Source organism: Streptomyces sp. NPDC093568 (assembly GCF_044764945.1).
Classification (GTDB): domain Bacteria; phylum Actinomycetota; class Actinomycetes; order Streptomycetales; family Streptomycetaceae; genus Streptomyces.
In genome coordinates, this window is sequence record NZ_JBIWJD010000002.1 from 649,268 (window position 1) to 664,853 (window position 15,586).

Below are 15,586 nucleotides of genomic sequence, written 5' to 3' on the forward strand. Positions count from 1 at the left end.
GTTCAGCGGTCGACGTCGTAGGACCGCCTCCTTGCAACCTTCCAAACGATGGCAAATCGGCATACGGGTTGAAGGGGCGCTTGATATCCGATCATCCTTGCCGTCATGAGTCTCGTCTCCGCCTCCTTCGATGTGCCCGCGTTGGGTGACTACGCCTACGACTGGGCCCTGGTCGACGTGGAGACATCGGGCCTCATAGCCCGGCGAGATCGCGTGCTGTCCGTCGCGGTGATCACGATCGGTCCGGACGGCGAGCAGACCGGGGAGTTCTCGACGCTGCTCGATCCGGGCTGTGATCCGGGACCGGTGGAGGTGCACGGGCTGACCGTCGAGCGACTTCAGGGGGCGCCGACCTTCGACCAGGTCGCCGGGCGGATCGGGGCGATGCTTCAGGACCGGGTCCTGGTCGCCCACAACGCCCAGTTCGACTACGACTTCCTGGCCTACGAGTTCGCCCGTGCGCGGATGTGGCTGCCGGTGTCGCAGCGGCTGTGCACCCTGGCTCTGAACCGTCAGGTGGATCCGCCGACGGGCGACATGAAGCTCGGCACCCTCGCCGCCCATTACGGCGTCCCCCAGCAGCGTGCGCACGATGCGCTGGACGACACCCGTGTGCTGGCCGGGATCCTGCGGGCGTCGCTGCGCGAGGCGGCGCGGCTCGATCTGCCCTTGCCGCTCGTGGCCTGCCCGCCCCGGGCGGAATCGCAGTTCACGCCGAAACCGCCGAAGACTCCTTGCGCCTACCGTAATCCGGGACGGCTGGCTCCCGGCGGGCCTCTCCAGCAGGGCATGAAGGTCGCGATCACCGGTGAGACCGCCCATGCCCGGGCGGAGTTGGTGGGACGGGCGGTTGCCGCCGGGCTGAACATGATGACTTCCGTAAGCCGGCACACCAGCGTGCTCGTCACCAATGAACCGGCGTCCGGTTCGGCGAAGGCCCGACGCGCACTCGCCGAAGGCGTGCCGGTCATCGACGAACACGATTTCCTGCGGCTGTTGGCCGACGTACGGCCGGGGACAGCGCATGAGACGACGGCCGTCGCTGTCGTCCCCGCGGCTCAGCCGGAAGCAGAACCCGTCGCCAGGCCCGTGGAGTTGGCACCCACCACGCCCTCTGCCGCCCCCGTCCCGGAAGCCGCAGCCCTCCCCACGGCCGCACCCGGTACAGGGGTACCCGCTCCGCGCCAACCGGTGCCCTCCGTCCGCACGTCGGACAAGCCTCTGGCCGGGCGTCGCGTGCTGGTGCTCGGTGGCGTCCATGCCGATGCCGCGGCAGCACGTACCCGCATCGTCGAGCTCGGCGGGTCCGCGGCGATCAACCTGTCCGCCAGCGTCACCGACGTCATACTCCTGGAGGGAGGGCAGGGCGACCGGCGCATGAGCCGCATCACCGCCCTCGAACTCCCCGTGCACGACCTCCACTGGCTCACCGCTCCGACCGCCACCGCCCCGGCCGCGGTGGCGTTCCGGCCTCAGGAGCCGTATGTGATGCCGAGAGGGGGTGTCGTCGACCTGCCCATGCCGCACGGCAGACCCGCGCCGGAGTGGTACGTCACCGCTGGCTGGGCCCCGCAGTCCGGCTACGAGGTCGACGTCGTCGCCTTCCTCCTCGACGAGGACGAACAGGTCACCTTCGACGAGGATTTCATCTTCTACGGCGCTCCCGAGAGCCCCGCCGGAACAGTGCGACTGCTCACCGGCGGGCCGGCCGAACAAACCATCGCCCTCAACCTGGCCTCCCTGCCGTCCGCGACGCGCAAGGTCGTCGTCGCCGCGGCCATCGACGGCGCAGCCACCTTCGGGACGGTCGGTGCGATCCAGATCGGTGCGGCTCCCGGCAGCAGCGGCGCACCGCTCGCCCGGGCAACCCTGGATGCCGCCACAACCGAACGCACCATGCTGCTCGCGGAGATCTACCGCAGGGGCCCGGTGTGGCGGCTACGCGCCGTCGGCCAGGGATACGACCACGGCCTCGACGCCCTCGCACGCGGATACGGCGTCGACATCGCCGACTGAACGCCGGCGCCGGAAGCGGAGATCTGCGCGTCCCTGCGTCCGGTCAGGCCCGGCGACGCGGTGCGGGCGTGGATCCGGGCTTGGACACCGGCATGCTCCGTGCGGCCGGCCTGGCGGGCAGTCTCTGGGGCCTTCGATGCGCTGCTGGAGTTCGGCGAGCTGGCCCGTGTTGCAGCGGGCGTAGGTAGCGAGCAGGACGGGACGCAGTGCCGGCCCACTCGGGGACCTGGGCGCGTGGGATGCCGTGGGTGAGCCGGGTGGTCAGGCAGGTGTGGCGCAGGTCGTAGACGCGCTTGCCCACAGGTGACTCGTATTCGTGCTCCGGCAGGACCGCCTTGCGCGGTGCTCGCGGGGTCGCGAGCTTCACCCTGGCGGGCTGCGAGCGCGAAGCACTCGAAGGGGACCGCGAAGCGGTCTCCGCCCTTGCCGAACGCCTCGCGGACACCCACACCGCCGGCCCAACCCCCCGAAAGCTCGGAACGGCCAGCAGGTTCGTTCCCATGACTCAGCTCATGAAGACCGTCTCTGCGAAGACGCCGGGTCAGCACGACAAGCAAAGTACCGATCGAAAATCTCCTGACTATCAGGAGTGAAGGTCCACTGCTGCAAAGCCCGCCGCAGCTCGGACTCGGTCAGCCACCCGTGCCAGGCCACTTCTCCCGGGTCGCGGGCGCCGATCTCCGGAAGCACGGCATCGCACACCCCCAGCCAGTGAGGGCTGAGCCCACCCCGGTTGAGGAACTTGAACCGAAGGCACACGGTCGCCAGCGCCCCCAGCTCCTCGCTGAGCTCGCGGGCAGCCGCCTGCTCATAGGACTCGCCGACTCCCGCAGCGCCCCCGACACCGAGTTCGTAGTGCCCTGGGAAACGGGACAGCCGCTCGGCACGGCGGTGGACGAGAAAGCGACCTTGCCCATCACGGCACACCACCACACCGACCCGGTGCAGCCAGCCCTCCCGGACGGCCTCCCTCCGGCTGACCACTCCTAGCACTCGGTCCTGAGCATCGACACGTTCCACGAGTTCATCCACGACGCACACGGTCCCGGAAACCACTGACACCCGACCGAAATGACAGCGGCAGGCCATTGCTTTGGGCGTCGGCGAGATCGGCAGCCTCGTGGATTTCGGAGTGGAGTCCCGGGCCGAGGTCTGGTGCAACCAGGCCGACCAGTGGCACCCGGCCGGCCTCGGCGACGAGACCTCCAAGGAGCTGTACGACATCCTCGCGCCCGAGGAGTTCCCGCAGTACGTCACGTTCGCTCGCCGACGGCTCGCCGATTCCGGACGAGTACATCACCCAGATCCGCGACCGGGACCTCGAGCCGGCCGTGGACGTGGACTGGCGGTTCGGCGACGTGCTGGTGATCGACAGCGTGCTCAGCGGGGACGGCCGCCGCCCCTTCGAGGGCACCCGCCGCATCCTGGTCGCCATGTCCGGCGGACCCGTCCTGCGCGGCGGACCGTGGCTCCCTCCTCCCCTGTTCCCGGGGCGGAGGGAGCCGCCCCGTCATGCCCGCAGGAAGGCGAGGACCGCGAGGACCCGGCGGTGGCCCTCGGTGTCCACCGGGAGGTCCAGCTTGTTGAAGATGTTGCCGATGTGCTTGTTCACGGCCGCCTCGGTGATGAACAGATGCTTGGCGAGGCCGGCGTTGGTGCGGCCCTCCGCGATCAGCGCGAGCACCTCGCGCTCCCGTGCGCTCAGCCGCTCCAGCGGGTCCTGGCGCAGCCGCACCAGCTGGGTGATCACCTCCGGGTCCACCACGGTGCCGCCGGCGGCCACCCGCTCGATCGCGGACACGAAGTCCACGACCGCGCTCACCCGTTCCTTGAGCAGATAGCCCACCCCGGCCCCGCCGCCCGAGTCGAGCAGGCGCAGCGCGTAGGAGCGCTCGACGTACTGGCTGAGGACGAGCACGGGCAGGCCGGGGAGCTCCTCGCGAAGGGTCACCGCCGAGCGCAGCCCGTCGTCGCTGAGCGACGGCGGCATCCGTACGTCGGTGACGATCAGGTCCGGCCGGTCGGCGCGCACGGCCGCCAGCAGCGCGTCGGCGTCCCCGACGGCCGCCACGACCTCGTGGCCGACCCGTTGCAGCAGCCCGACCAGGCCCTCGCGCAACAAAACGGCGTCCTCGGCCACGATCAGGCGAAGCGACACGGAACCTCCACCTGCAGAAGGGTGGGACCACCGAGGGGACTCGACACCCGCATGCGGCCGTCGAGCGCCGTGACCCGGTCCGCGAGCCCGGTCACGCCGCTGCCCGCCTCGGGGTCGACCCCACCGTGACCGTCGTCCGTGATGTCGAGGATCAACAGATCGCAATGGTGACGCCCGTGTATCCGGGCACTGGTGGCCCCGCTGTGCTTGGCGATGTTCGTCATGGCCTCGTTGATCAGGTAGTACATCGTCGTCTCGAGCTTCCTGGGCAGCCGCTCGGGCAGCTGCAGGTCCACCGTCACCGGGATCGGGAACCGGCCGGCGTAGTCCTCGATCGCCGCGACCAGACCGTGGTCGGCGAGGACCGGCGGGTTGAGACCCCGGATCAGGGCCCTCAGTTCCTGGTGGACGGTGGACAGTTGGGTCTCGGCCTGGGTGAGCAGCTCGGCCTGCGGTGAGTCCTCCGGGACCTCCAGGCGCATCAGTCCGAGCGTCATCCCGAGCGAGACGAGCCGCTGCTGCGCCCCGTCGTGCAGGTCCCGTTCGATGCGCACCCGTTCGGCGTCGAAGGCGTCGAGCAGCCGCGACTGGGAGGCGCGCACCTCGCGCAGTTCCTCCCCCAGCTCCTTGTCGCGCGGGGCGAGGAAGGTGCGGGCCATGGCGGCCCGCGCGCCCGCCCACGAGGTCACCGTGTACGGCGAGGCGAGCAGCACGATCGCCCCGAACACCGTCCACGGCCAGGTGTCGCCGTCGGTCGTGGCGATGGTGGTGGCGGGGATGCCGAAGGAGAAAGCGAGGACCATCAGGTCCATCCACCACAGCGCCGCCGCCGACAGCAGCGTGAACATCAGCTCCCGCCAGGTCACCTGCTCCTTGAGCCGGGCGGCCGTCCAGGCGCGGACGCCCCGGCCCTCCGGGGCCCGGTGCGGGTCGGGCAGGTGGTCCAGGTCCACCAGCCGCAGCCGGCGGCGCTCCACCCGGGCCACCTGCGTGGACACCAGCACCATGCCGACCAGAGGTGCGACGCCGATCAGCACGACCAGCAGGGCGAGCCCCGCGGCCAGGCCCAGCGCGAAGACCAGTACGGCGGCGGCGCCGACCACGACGCCCCCGCTCAGATAGGCCAGCGACCGCCAGGGCCAGCTCGAGGTCAGAAAGCTCAGGGGGCGCTGAGCCATGGCCTGCCAGGCTGTTGTGGGTTGCATGCGATCAACGTAACCACGGGCAAAGGGATTTGGGGACGCATCCCCGCGGGGCGACCGCCTCCCGGCGGCAAAGGTAGAGCTGGCTCTACCTCGGGAGTAGAGGGTGGATCAGTGCCCCGCGCACCCCCCGTGCGGTGGAGTCGACGCATGACGACAACGAGGCGAACCCCCGTGCAGGACGCGGTCGAACTCCAGGGCGTGCGCAAGGTCCACGGCACCGGCGGACGCCAGGTGACCGCGCTGGACGGCGTCTCCCTCGGCTTTCCCCGCGGCACCTTCACCGCCATCATGGGCCCCTCCGGATCCGGGAAGTCGACCCTGCTGCAGTGCGCGGCGGGGCTGGAGCAGCCGACGGACGGTCGGATCGTCCTCGCCGGCGTGGACATCGGCCGGGAGAGCGAGGAGGAGCGCACCCAGCTCCGCCGGGACCACGTCGGTTTCGTCTTCCAGGCCTTCAACCTGGTGGAGTCCCTGACGGCGGCGCAGAACGTCGAGCTGCCGTCCCGGTTCGCCGGCCGCAAGGTCAGCCGCGACCAGGTCGCGAACGCGCTCGCCGCGGTGGGTCTGGCCGATCGGGCCGGGCACCGCCCCAGTGAGCTCTCCGGCGGCCAGCAGCAGCGCGTCGCCCTCGCCCGGGCCCTGGTCACCCGCCCCGACGTCCTCTTCGCCGACGAGCCCACCGGCGCCCTGGACACCGTCACCTCCCAGGAGGTGCTCCGGATGTTGCGGATGCTGGTCGACCGGGAGGGCCAGACCACCCTGATGGTCACCCACGACCCGGTGGCGGCCTCCATGGCCGACGTCGTGGTGTTCCTCAAGGACGGCGGCATCGCCGACCGCATCACGCTCGACCGTCACTCCGGCAGCGACAACGCCGCCGCGATCGCTACCCACATGGCCCGGCTGGAGGCGTGATGCTGATCCTCGCGAACGTACGCGAACGCTGGTCCGGCTTCCTCGGAGCCTTCCTCGCCGTCCTGGTCGGCGTCGCCCTGATCACGACCACCCTGGTCATCTACGACTCCGCCCGGCCCAAGGTCCAGCCCCGCTACACCGGCACCGCCGCCCTGGCGCTGCCCCAGCAGGCCGTCGACGCCGACGGCGGCCCCGAGGACCGCATGCCGTGGAGCAAGGCCGAGGCCGAGCCGCTGGTGGCCGGACTCGACAAGGTGCCGGGCGTGGCCGACGCCGTGGTGGACCGCTCCTTCTACGCCCAGGCGATCAAGGACGGCGAGCCCGTCACCGACGAGGGCGCCCTGGAGTCCGGGCACGGCTGGGGCAGCGCGGCGATGGCGCCCTACAAGCTGGTCTCCGGCCGGGCCCCGAGCGCCGCGGACGAGGTCGTGGTGGACCGCGCCCTGGGCGCGGCCGTGGGCAGCGACCTGACGGTCAACATCACCAAGGGACGCAAGCGGTTCACGGTCGTCGGCACCGTGGACGGCCCCGGCTACTACTTCAGCGAGGAGTTCGCGGCGCGCCAGCAGCCCGGTGTCGCGGCGATCGCCCTGATCCCCGACAAAGGGGCCGACACCGGCGCGCTCGTCACCGCCGCGAAGAAGGTGATCGGCGAGAAGGGCGCCGTGGTCTCCGGCGACGGCCGCTCCGAGCTGCAGCCGCAGTACATCGAGCACAAGCGGTTCCTGGGCGTGCAGCTCATCAGCGCCATGGCCATCCTCGGCCTGTTCACCACGGTGTACGTGGTCGCCTCCATGCTGGTCCTGGCGACCGGGATGCGGCGCCGCGAGATCGGTCTGCTGCGCACCATCGGCGCCGCCCCCCACCAGGTCAAGCGCATGATCATCGGCGAGGCCGCGGTGGTCGGCCTGCTCGGCTCGATCGCCGGCTGCGTGGCCGGCGTGGCCGCCGCCCCGCTGCTGCACTCCATCCTCGACGGACTGGAGGTGGCCCCGCCCGGCATGGAGGTCACCGTCGCCGCCTGGCCGCTGCTCACGGCCTGCGTGATCGGTGTCGGGGTCAGTGTGATCGGCGCCTGGACCGCCGGCCGCAAGGCCGCCCAGGTCGCGCCCATCGAGGCTCTCCTGGACAGCCGCTCCGCCAACAAGGGGATGGGACGCGGCCGTTGGATCGCCGGTCTCACCGTCCTCGGCGCCGGTGTGCTCCTCGCCATCGGCACCGCCACCTCCAGCGCCGACAACCGCGTCAACATGGCGATCTTCGCCACCATGACGCTGATCGTCGCGGCCGCTCTGCTGACCCCCGTGTTCATCGGCGCCGTCGGCCGGTTCTTGACCGCCCCGTTCCAGCGAAGCGGCTCCGCGGGCCCGGTCCTCGTCCGGGCGGAACTGGTCGCCAACCCGCGCCGCGCCGCCCCCCTGGTGGCGCCCGTGATCGCCGCCGTCGGCTTCGCGGTACTGCTCAGCGGCATGGTGGAGACCATGCGGGTGGCGTACCCGGCGGGCGAGGCCCTGAAGGTCTCGGGCCGGACGATCGTCACCCCGGACGGCACGCCCGGGAACACCGACGAGGTCGTCGCCGCCAACCCGGTGGGCAAGGCCGCCCTGCCGACCCGCGCCTTCGTGCTGAAGGACGGCGAGGCCGGCAAGAACGCGGAGCAGGCCGAGAACACGGCCGACGCCACCGTCCTGGACATCCTGGGCAGCCGGGACGCGCGCTGCAGCAAGCCGGGCGAGGCCGTCCTCGGTGAGAGCACCGCCCAGCAGCTGGGCCTGACGAAGGGCCAGGAGGTTCCGGTCCGGTTCGCCGACGGCACCGCCGTCACCTTGCGGGTCGGCGCGGTCCTGCCCGACGACCCGGCCCGCGGGTCCTTCGTGGTCGCCCGCGACCTGGTCCGCGCACACGACCCGGCCGCGCTCACCGACGACATCTTCGTCCCCGGCGACGCCAATGCCTCGGCCGCCGTGCCCGGCACCGCCCTGCACGACGCCGCCGAGTACGCGCTGGCCGACTACAAGACCGACGCCAAGCTCACGGACAGCCTCGCCATGATGCTGATCGTCATCGCCGTCGGCTACAGCGTGATCGCGGTCGCCAACAGCATGGCCATGGCCGCCCACGGCCGGCGCCGCGACTTCGGGGTCATGAAGTCCGCCGGCGGCACCGTCCGCCAGCTGCTGCTGATCTCGGTCGGCGAGACGTCCCTGGTCATCGTCATCGGCGCCGCTCTCGGCATCCTGGTGACGCTGCCCCCGCTGGCGGGCATGGCCTCCGGTCTCTCCCAGGCCACCTCGTCCGACGTGAGCCTGCACCTGAGCACCGGCACCCTCACCGTCGCCGTCATCGGCACCCTCGTGGCGGCCGTCCTCGCCGGACTCGCGGTCACCGCGAAGACGCTGCGCAGGCAGGCGGCGTAACCGGCACAACCTCACCGCACAGCGGCTCCGGGGGTCTCCCCGAGCCGCTTTCGTGTGTGCGCGTACAGAGCACGGATAGCCCCCTGGTTGTGCTGAGCGGCGCAAGCGCGATGGGAGGCGCTGACAGTGACCGTTCTTGCCGGCCGCACCCTCACAGGCCGGATCCCCCGCTGACCTCGAGATACTGACCCGTCAGCCAGCGGGAGTCGTCGGAGGCGAGGAAGGCCACCACGTCCGCCACGTCGGAGGGCTTTCCGATCCGGTCGAAGACGGACGCCGCGGCCAGGGCGGCCCGAGCCTCGGGGGTCGCCCTGCGGCGCGCGTTCATGTCGGTCTCGACGAACCCCGGCCCGACGGTGTTGACGGTGATGCCCCGCCCGCCGAGTTCCTTCGCCAGACACAGGGTCAGCGTGTCCAGCGCCCCCTTGGACATGGCGTACGCGACGGACTCGGGGAAGGAGTGCCGTGAGGCGAGCGAGGAGATGTTGATGACGCGTCCGCCGTCGCGCATCCGCGGCAGCGCGCCCTGGACCAGGAAGAGCGGTGCCTTGGCGTTGACGGCGATCATGCGGTCGAAGACCTCGGGATCCGTCTGCCCGAGCGAGCCCGAACCGCTCACTCCGGCGTTGTTCACGAGGATGTCGAGCGGGGCCGCGGCGCCGGCGGCCCCCTGCGTCTGCTCCCGCACCCCGGCGTCGAAGGCCGCGAACACGGCGTCGGCGTCGCCGGGCACCCCGAGCTCCGCCCCGACCGGGAAGGCCCGGCCGCCGTTCTCGCGTATCTCCGCGACCACCTCCAGGGCGGCGGCCTCACTCTTTCCGTAGTGGACGCCGACCAGGGCCCCGTCCCGGGCGAGCCGCTCGGCGATGCCTCTGCCGATCCCCCGGCCGGCCCCCGTGACCAGTGCGATCTTGTCCGTCAGTGCGCGGTTGGTGTCCACGGGGTCCCTGAGTGTCGTAGAAGGCGTGAGGAGGGTAAGGGGCGGCGGCGCTTCAGTGGTCCACGAACTTCCGGTACCACTCCTCGTGTTCGGCCAGACTGCGCGCGAACCCCGCTCCGGGGTCGACACCGGCACCGGCCCAGAACCCGTCGTCCGCGAACCAGTGGTCCACGGCCAGCATGCCGAGGTGGTGCAGTGCGCGCGGCTGCCCGGCGAGCCGTGCCCGCGCCTCGACGATGTCCACGGGCGGACCCGGCAGCCGTGTCCCGAGCCGGTCGGCGATCGTGTCGAGCAGTTCCGAACAGTCCACCGGTTGCGGGTGGTTGACGTGCCGCACGCCCGTGGGTTCCCGTTCCGACAGCCCGGTGGCGACCACCGCGCGGGCCAGCGCCCGCACGTCGACCACGGAGTGCCGGGCCGTACACCCCTTCAGCCGGGCCGACAGCGCTCCCATGAGGGCGTTCAGTCCGGGCACCACCCAGCGGTCGCCGGTCCCGAGCACGAGGTGCGGGCGCAGGACGACCCCGCCCGCGTCCAGCACATGCCGTTCGGCGGCGGCACGGGCACGGCTGGTCGCCGAGGCCGGGGCGAGCGGCAACTCCCCCGGCAGCGCGCCGGTGAAGGGCCCCCGGCCGTACACCGCGGCCGTGCTCACATAGACGACGCGGGTCACGCCGGATCGGGTCGCCTCCTCGACGAGGGCGCGGGTGCCGTGGTGGTTGACGGTCTCGGTGAGCCGCTCGTCGGCGCCGATGTGGGAGGCGCAGTGCAGCACGACGTCCACACCGTCGCAGACCCCGCGCAGCGACTCCGGGTCGGCGAGGTCGCCTCGCACGACGTCCCCGGCCGGGGCTCCCGGTGGCGCGCTCGCGGGGTCGCGCAGCAGGAGCCGTACCGCAGGCGGCGTCGGCCCGTCCGACTCCCGCAGGGCGGCCACGACATGGCCGCCGACGAAGCCGCTGCCCCCGGTGACGAGGATGCTTGATGACACAGTGGGGTCCTCCCTGTCGGCCGGCGATCCGCGCGCCGGGTCAGCGGTCGCCGACGGGCCCGTCATGGGGGCCGTGGGTGTCGAGGGGCGGTACGGCGGGCTCCGGCGCGGCGGTCGTCACCGTACAGCGGAAGACCTCGGCGCCGTCCTGGAGGGCGCGCACCCGGACCCCGGTCGGGTCGGGGTCGCCCGGCCGCAGCGTGTCGGCCTCGATCCAGCAGGGGCTGTCCAGTTCGGCGTACCGGCTGAACGCCATGTCCATGCCGGTGACCACCACCAGGCCGGGAAAGAGCGAGTACGCCGTGGCGGCCTGCCGGGCCGCCTCCAGCAGCACGAAGCCCGGCACATGGTCGTCCGGTCTGCGGAACAGGGTGGGATGCGCGGTGTTGACCCTGAGCTGCCAGGCACCCGGCCGCGGCGAGGGTGCGAGGACGACGGCGGCGGCGTCCTTTCTGCCGACCGCCCCGGGCGGCAGTCCGGGCGGCAGCGGCACGGGACGGCCGGCCGCGGTCAGCCGCTCGCCGCGCAGCCGGCTGTAGGCGCGGTCCGAGACGCAGTCGAGCAGCCCGTCGGCGGTGGCGACGACCCGGTCGCGCCGGCGCAGCACCATCGCGCAGCGCATCCCGGCCAGGCGGCGGCCCCGGCGTCGTACGCCGCCGCAGGTGAGGTCGGCGACGAGGGCCTCGGGCGACCGGTCGAGCAACAGCCCGGCCGGCGCCGCCGAGTAGCGGATGCGCCGCATCACGAACCGCTCGCCGAGCGGCACCGAGAAGGCGGCGTGCGCCAGGAGCAGGGCGCCCTGCCGCAGGGTCTCCGGTATCAGCATGGGATCCCGGAAGCGCCCGGCCACCTCGGTGAAGAACCGGTGCCGGCGCGGCCAGCGGGCCCTGAGCTGGAACCGTGTGTCGTCCAGGCGGCGCCAGGCGACGGGGAAGGCGTCCCGCGGATCCGGCCGGTGCACCTGCTCGCCGCTGATCTCCGTGTGCCACAGGGCCGTTGCCGGGGCGGGCCCGGCCGGATGTGTGCTTTGCTCGCCCTGTGCGGTCGGGTCAAGGGATCGCGCCCTGTCCATGGCTCCCCCCGAGTCATCGGCCAGAGCGAGGTGCTCCCGCCCGCCCCGTAACCTACGTGTGATCCGGTTTTCTTTTCAATACGTGTCAATACGTGAAGTAACGTGCCGCGTGCGCACGTTGGAGGCGTCCCATGGCCCAGCAGGACCGCGCGATCAGAACCCGCCGAACCATCCTCGAGGCGGCCGCGAGGGTGTTCGGCGAGCGCGGCTACGCCTCCACCACCGTGGAGGAGATCCTCAACCGCGCCGGGGTCACCAGGGGCGCCCTGTACTTCCACTTCTCCTCCAAGGAGGAGGTCGCGCTCGGGGTGCTGGAGGCCCAACGGCCCGTCGACCGGCTCCCCGAGAGATCCAGCAAGCTGCAGAAGCTCGTCGACCACGGCATGGTCATGGCCTACCGGCTGCAGCACGATCCGCTGGTGCAGGCCGCTGTCGCCCTCGCGCTCGACCAGGGCGCCCATGACCTGGACCGCGACGCCGCCTTCCGCGCCTGGACCGAGCACATGGAGCGGATCCTCACCGAGGCCCGCGCGCAGGGCGAGCTCCTGCCGCACGTGGACGTGGCCGAGACGGCGGAGTTCCTCAACGGCGCCTTCGCCGGCGTCCAGGCGATGAGCCAGGCCAACTGCAACCGCGCCGACCTCGGCCGCCGGGTCTCCGTGCTGCTCCGCCACGTCCTGCCGAGCATCTCCACGCCGGCGCTGCTGGCCGCCCTCGACCTGTCGCCGGACCGGGGCGAGCGGGTCTTCGAGGAGTACCGGGCCGAGTCCGACCGCTCCCCCGAGCCCGCCGTCCCCGCGCCACGGGGTTAGCGGATAACGGGCGACAACCCAACCGATCGGTCTGGTTCACCCACGGCCACAGAAAGGAACCACCGTGCGGCTGCGCTGTGCTGTGCTCGACGACTTCCAGAACGCGGCGGCCGACTCCGCCGACTGGTCGCCGCTCGCGGACGACGTGGAGGTCGTCCCCTTCACCACTCACTTCCCGGACGAGGATTCGCTGGCGGCGGCCCTCGCCGACTTCGACATCGTGGTGACCCTGCGGGAACGGGTGCCCTTCCCCGCCTCCCTGATCGCCCGGCTCCCCCGGCTGCGGCTGCTGGTCGCCTCCGGCATGCGCAACACGGTCATCGACTACGCCGCCGCCGAGGCGCACGGCGTCACCGTCTGCGGCACGGCCAGCTCCTCCACCCCGCCCGTCGAACTCACCTGGGCGCTGCTGCTGGGCCTCGCCCGCGGCCTCGTCCAGGAGAACGACGCGCTGCGCTCCGGCGGCCCCTGGCAGAGCACGGTCGGCGCCGACCTGCACGGCCGCACCCTCGGCCTGCTGGGCCTGGGCAAGATCGGCAGCCGGGTCGCGCACGTCGGCCTCGCCTTCGGCATGCACGTGACCGCGTGGAGCCAGAACCTCACCAAGGAGTACGCCGACGAGGTGGGCGTCCATCTGTCCGCGTCCAAGGAGGAGTTGCTCGCCGGCAGCGACTTCGTCTCGGTGCACCTCGCCCTGAGCGAGCGCACCCGGGGTCTCATCGGCTCCCGCGAACTCGCCCTGCTCAAGCCGACGGCGTATCTCGTCAACACCTCACGCGCGGCCATCGTCGACCAGGACGCCCTGCTCGCCGCCCTGCACGAGGGCCGTATCGCGGGCGCGGGCGTCGACGTCTTCGACACCGAGCCCCTCCCCGCCGGCCACCCGATGCGCACGGCACCCCGCCTGCTGGCCACGCCGCACCTGGGCTATGTCTCGCGGGCCAACTACGCGACGTACTACGGCCAGGCGGTGGAGGACATCCAGGCCTATCTGGCGGGTGCGCCGGTACGGCGGCTGCCCTGAGGGGCGGCGGTCAGGCGACGTCCGCCTCGGAGCGCGCCGGCCGCCGGTAGACGCCCTCGCTCCGGTGCAGATGGTGCAGGTCAACCAGGTAGCGCCGGAGGGAGACATGGTCGATGTCGTCGCTGCCCTCGCACCAGCCCCGCAGCTTCTCGTCGACCGTGCGCTCCGGGTACTCGACGCCGGGCTCGAAGGTCCGGTCGGCGATGTACCGCAGCACCAGCTTCTTACGGGTCCACTGCGCGGGCAGCCGCACCAGCCGCCCGTCCCGGACGAAGGTCCGCAGCACGATGTCGGTGGCCGCGTCCCCGGTGGCCGGGGCCTCGGCCCGGCGCGCGTCGCTCTCCCGGGTCGCGGCCTCGCGCGTGTACTCCCTGAACCGGTCGTAGGCGATGCCCAGCGCTCCGTCGTCCCCGGTGCTCAGCACGCCCTGCGCACGCAGCCGCCGCAGCGCCGCGGTCGTCTCCCGGGTGGACAGCCCCGCCGCCCGCGCGACCTGCTCGGTGTCGGCCGCGCCCAGCGCCACGGCGGCGAAGGCGCGCACGCGGCTCTCCTCGGCGAACAGTCGGACCAGTTGCTCCGTGGGATCGGTTGCCATGCCCGGAGGCTAGTGGACGAGCGGGAGCGGGGCTGAGCGATTTTTTCGCGCCATTTCCTCCGGCCTCAGGCGTACCGGTAGATCGCGGAGACGTCCTCCAGCTGATCCGGCGTCACGTTCCACGGCGGCAGCCGCTCGTGCCGGGCGACGATCCGGCGGTATTGGCCGCTGCCCCGGCCCGGCGGCCGGTCCGGCAGATAGCGGTGCGCGCGGTGGCGCTGCTGCCAGCGCTGCCACTGCAGGTCCACGAAGGCGTGGTGCAGCCAGAAGACGGGGTCGTTGACGGACGCGCCGCCGAGCATGGCGCCACCGACCCAGCGGTGCACCCGGTTGTGGTTGCGCCAGGAGCTCCTGCCGCTGCCCCAGCCCTCCATCTTGTTCCGGAAGCCCTTGCGGACCGTGGAGTTCCACGGGGCGACGTCGTACACGGGGTCGTCCAGCGCCTGCTGCAGCTCGGCCTTGGTGGGCAGGTCGATCGGACTGCGCGCGCGGCCCAGGTCCCGGGTGAGGAAGGCGCCCTGGGTGACACCGGCCCTGATGGTCCAGTTGCCCGTCCGGTAGGCGAACGGCCCCGTCATCACCTGCCGGTCGGAGGGCCGCCCGTTGCCGCCGAGCAGGTCGTCGGTCCAGGGCAGCGCGGTGGCCCTGCGGTCCTGGGTCCAGTCCCAGTACGGCACCGTCACCGAGGAGTCGACCCGGCGCAGCGCGGTCTCCAGGTCGAGCACGAACCGGCGGTGCCAGGGCAGGAAGGAGGGCGTCATGTGCGCGGCCCGCAGACCCCGGTCGCCGTCCCCGACGAAGTGCGTGATGTGCAGCCGTACGAACTCGTCGTACTCTCCGCGCCGTTTGACCTCCAGCAACGCCTCGACGAACCGCCGCCGCTCGGTGCGCGTCAGCTTTGTCACGTTCTTACGCACGTACACCATGCTCCGCCTCCCTGTGCGGGTGCCCGCCGCCGAAGGGACCGGGAGCCAGGTCGCGCAGTCGTCCGCCGGGGCCGAGCTCGTCGACGGCCGCGCGGGTCGCCTCCAGCGGGGTCCGGTACCAGCCGTAGTGGTCGACCATGCTCAGCCAGGTGCCGTCGGCCCGGCGCATCAGGTGCAGCGGCCGGCCGTCCACGGTGACGTGCCAGGCGACGTCGAGGGCGGTGAGCCCGCCCTGCGACACAGGGGTGCCCTGGATACGGCGGCCCTGGTAGGTCTCGTCGAAGGCCTGGTCGGTGTCGGCGCCGTCGCGTCCGTCGGCGGACCGTGAGGGCACCGAGGCGCTGATGACGGGCGCGACGGCCACGGCGGCCGAGGCGAGCAGCAGCCGTGCCGTCTCCCGCCTGGTCCGCCCTCGCCGCTCCCCGCTCACGGGGGCGGACGCCCCCCGCTCGGCATCCGCCGACACACCGCGCGCGCTGACGGCCATGGCTCACTCCTCGTACGGTTCGGTGTTC

14 protein-coding genes are annotated in these 15,586 nt (G+C 72.1%); 5 read left to right on the forward strand and 9 right to left on the reverse strand.

Annotated elements, in window-relative coordinates:
• Nucleotides 1-105: 105 nt before the first annotated feature.
• Entirely contained in the window at nt 106-2,016 is a 1,911-nt protein-coding gene (locus tag ACIRD7_RS12395) for a TerD family protein (RefSeq protein WP_403452708.1), read from the forward strand.
• 510 nt (nt 2,017-2,526) lie between these two features.
• On the opposite strand, the gene ACIRD7_RS12400 is transcribed toward ACIRD7_RS12395, so the two are convergent.
• The 3 genes from ACIRD7_RS12400 to ACIRD7_RS12410 form a co-directional block, all read right to left on the reverse strand.
• The gene (locus ACIRD7_RS12400; protein ID WP_403453074.1) at nt 2,527-3,105 is read right to left on the reverse strand and encodes an NUDIX domain-containing protein; all 579 of its coding nucleotides are present in this window, start codon (nt 3,103-3,105) and stop codon (nt 2,527-2,529) included.
• Nucleotides 3,106-3,526: 421 nt separating this feature from the next.
• Nucleotides 3,527-4,174 carry a response regulator gene (locus ACIRD7_RS12405; RefSeq protein WP_403452709.1) on the reverse strand — a complete coding sequence of 216 codons (648 nt, stop codon included), beginning with the start codon at nt 4,172-4,174 and terminating at the stop codon, nt 3,527-3,529.
• Nucleotides 4,159-5,379, reverse strand: a complete 1,221-nt coding sequence (locus tag ACIRD7_RS12410; RefSeq protein ID WP_403452710.1) for a sensor histidine kinase — start codon at nt 5,377-5,379, stop codon at nt 4,159-4,161. The genes ACIRD7_RS12405 and ACIRD7_RS12410 overlap by 16 nt, the downstream gene beginning before the upstream one ends.
• Nucleotides 5,380-5,526: 147 nt before the next feature.
• On the opposite strand from ACIRD7_RS12410, the gene ACIRD7_RS12415 reads away from it, so the two are divergent.
• A complete protein-coding gene (locus tag ACIRD7_RS12415; RefSeq protein ID WP_403452712.1) occupies nt 5,527-6,294 on the forward strand; it encodes an ABC transporter ATP-binding protein in 768 nt (255 codons plus the stop codon).
• Entirely contained in the window at nt 6,294-8,711 is a 2,418-nt protein-coding gene (locus tag ACIRD7_RS12420) for an ABC transporter permease (protein WP_403452714.1), read from the forward strand. Before ACIRD7_RS12415 ends, ACIRD7_RS12420 begins: the two co-directional genes overlap by 1 nt.
• 151 nt (nt 8,712-8,862) lie before the next feature.
• On the opposite strand, the gene ACIRD7_RS12425 is transcribed toward ACIRD7_RS12420, so the two are convergent.
• From ACIRD7_RS12425 to ACIRD7_RS12435, 3 genes are read right to left on the reverse strand one after another with little or no spacing between them, the layout of a single operon-like run.
• A complete protein-coding gene (locus ACIRD7_RS12425) occupies nt 8,863-9,651 on the reverse strand; it encodes an SDR family oxidoreductase (protein WP_403452716.1) in 789 nt (262 codons plus the stop codon).
• A 52-nt stretch (nt 9,652-9,703) separates the two neighbouring features.
• On the reverse strand, nt 9,704-10,642 hold the full coding sequence (locus tag ACIRD7_RS12430) for an NAD-dependent epimerase/dehydratase family protein (RefSeq protein WP_403452717.1): 939 nt from the start codon (nt 10,640-10,642) through the stop codon (nt 9,704-9,706).
• A gap of 40 nt (nt 10,643-10,682) precedes the next feature.
• Complete coding sequence (locus tag ACIRD7_RS12435) at nt 10,683-11,714, reverse strand: ScbA/BarX family gamma-butyrolactone biosynthesis protein (protein ID WP_403452719.1); 1,032 nt, start codon at nt 11,712-11,714, stop codon at nt 10,683-10,685.
• A gap of 131 nt (nt 11,715-11,845) precedes the next feature.
• Here ACIRD7_RS12435 and ACIRD7_RS12440 point away from each other — a divergent pair, with 131 nt between their 5' ends.
• Together ACIRD7_RS12440 and ACIRD7_RS12445 are read left to right on the forward strand one after the other, a co-directional pair.
• Nucleotides 11,846-12,526, forward strand: a complete 681-nt coding sequence (locus ACIRD7_RS12440; RefSeq protein WP_403452721.1) for a ScbR family autoregulator-binding transcription factor — start codon at nt 11,846-11,848, stop codon at nt 12,524-12,526.
• A 64-nt stretch (nt 12,527-12,590) separates the two neighbouring features.
• Nucleotides 12,591-13,550 carry a D-2-hydroxyacid dehydrogenase family protein gene (locus ACIRD7_RS12445; RefSeq protein ID WP_403452723.1) on the forward strand — a complete coding sequence of 320 codons (960 nt, stop codon included), beginning with the start codon at nt 12,591-12,593 and terminating at the stop codon, nt 13,548-13,550.
• Nucleotides 13,551-13,560: 10 nt separating this feature from the next.
• Here ACIRD7_RS12445 and ACIRD7_RS12450 read toward each other — a convergent pair whose 3' ends face one another.
• From ACIRD7_RS12450 to ACIRD7_RS12460, 3 genes are all read right to left on the reverse strand, one after another.
• Nucleotides 13,561-14,145 carry a DUF2087 domain-containing protein gene (locus ACIRD7_RS12450; protein WP_403452725.1) on the reverse strand — a complete coding sequence of 195 codons (585 nt, stop codon included), beginning with the start codon at nt 14,143-14,145 and terminating at the stop codon, nt 13,561-13,563.
• Nucleotides 14,146-14,210: 65 nt separating this feature from the next.
• Nucleotides 14,211-15,071: a tyrosinase family protein gene (locus tag ACIRD7_RS12455; protein WP_403452727.1), complete on the reverse strand. Its 861-nt coding sequence runs from the start codon at nt 15,069-15,071 to the stop codon at nt 14,211-14,213.
• Nucleotides 15,055-15,558 carry a tyrosinase family oxidase copper chaperone gene (locus tag ACIRD7_RS12460; protein ID WP_403452729.1) on the reverse strand — a complete coding sequence of 168 codons (504 nt, stop codon included), beginning with the start codon at nt 15,556-15,558 and terminating at the stop codon, nt 15,055-15,057. The genes ACIRD7_RS12455 and ACIRD7_RS12460 overlap by 17 nt, the downstream gene beginning before the upstream one ends.
• Nucleotides 15,559-15,586: the final 28 nt, after the last annotated feature.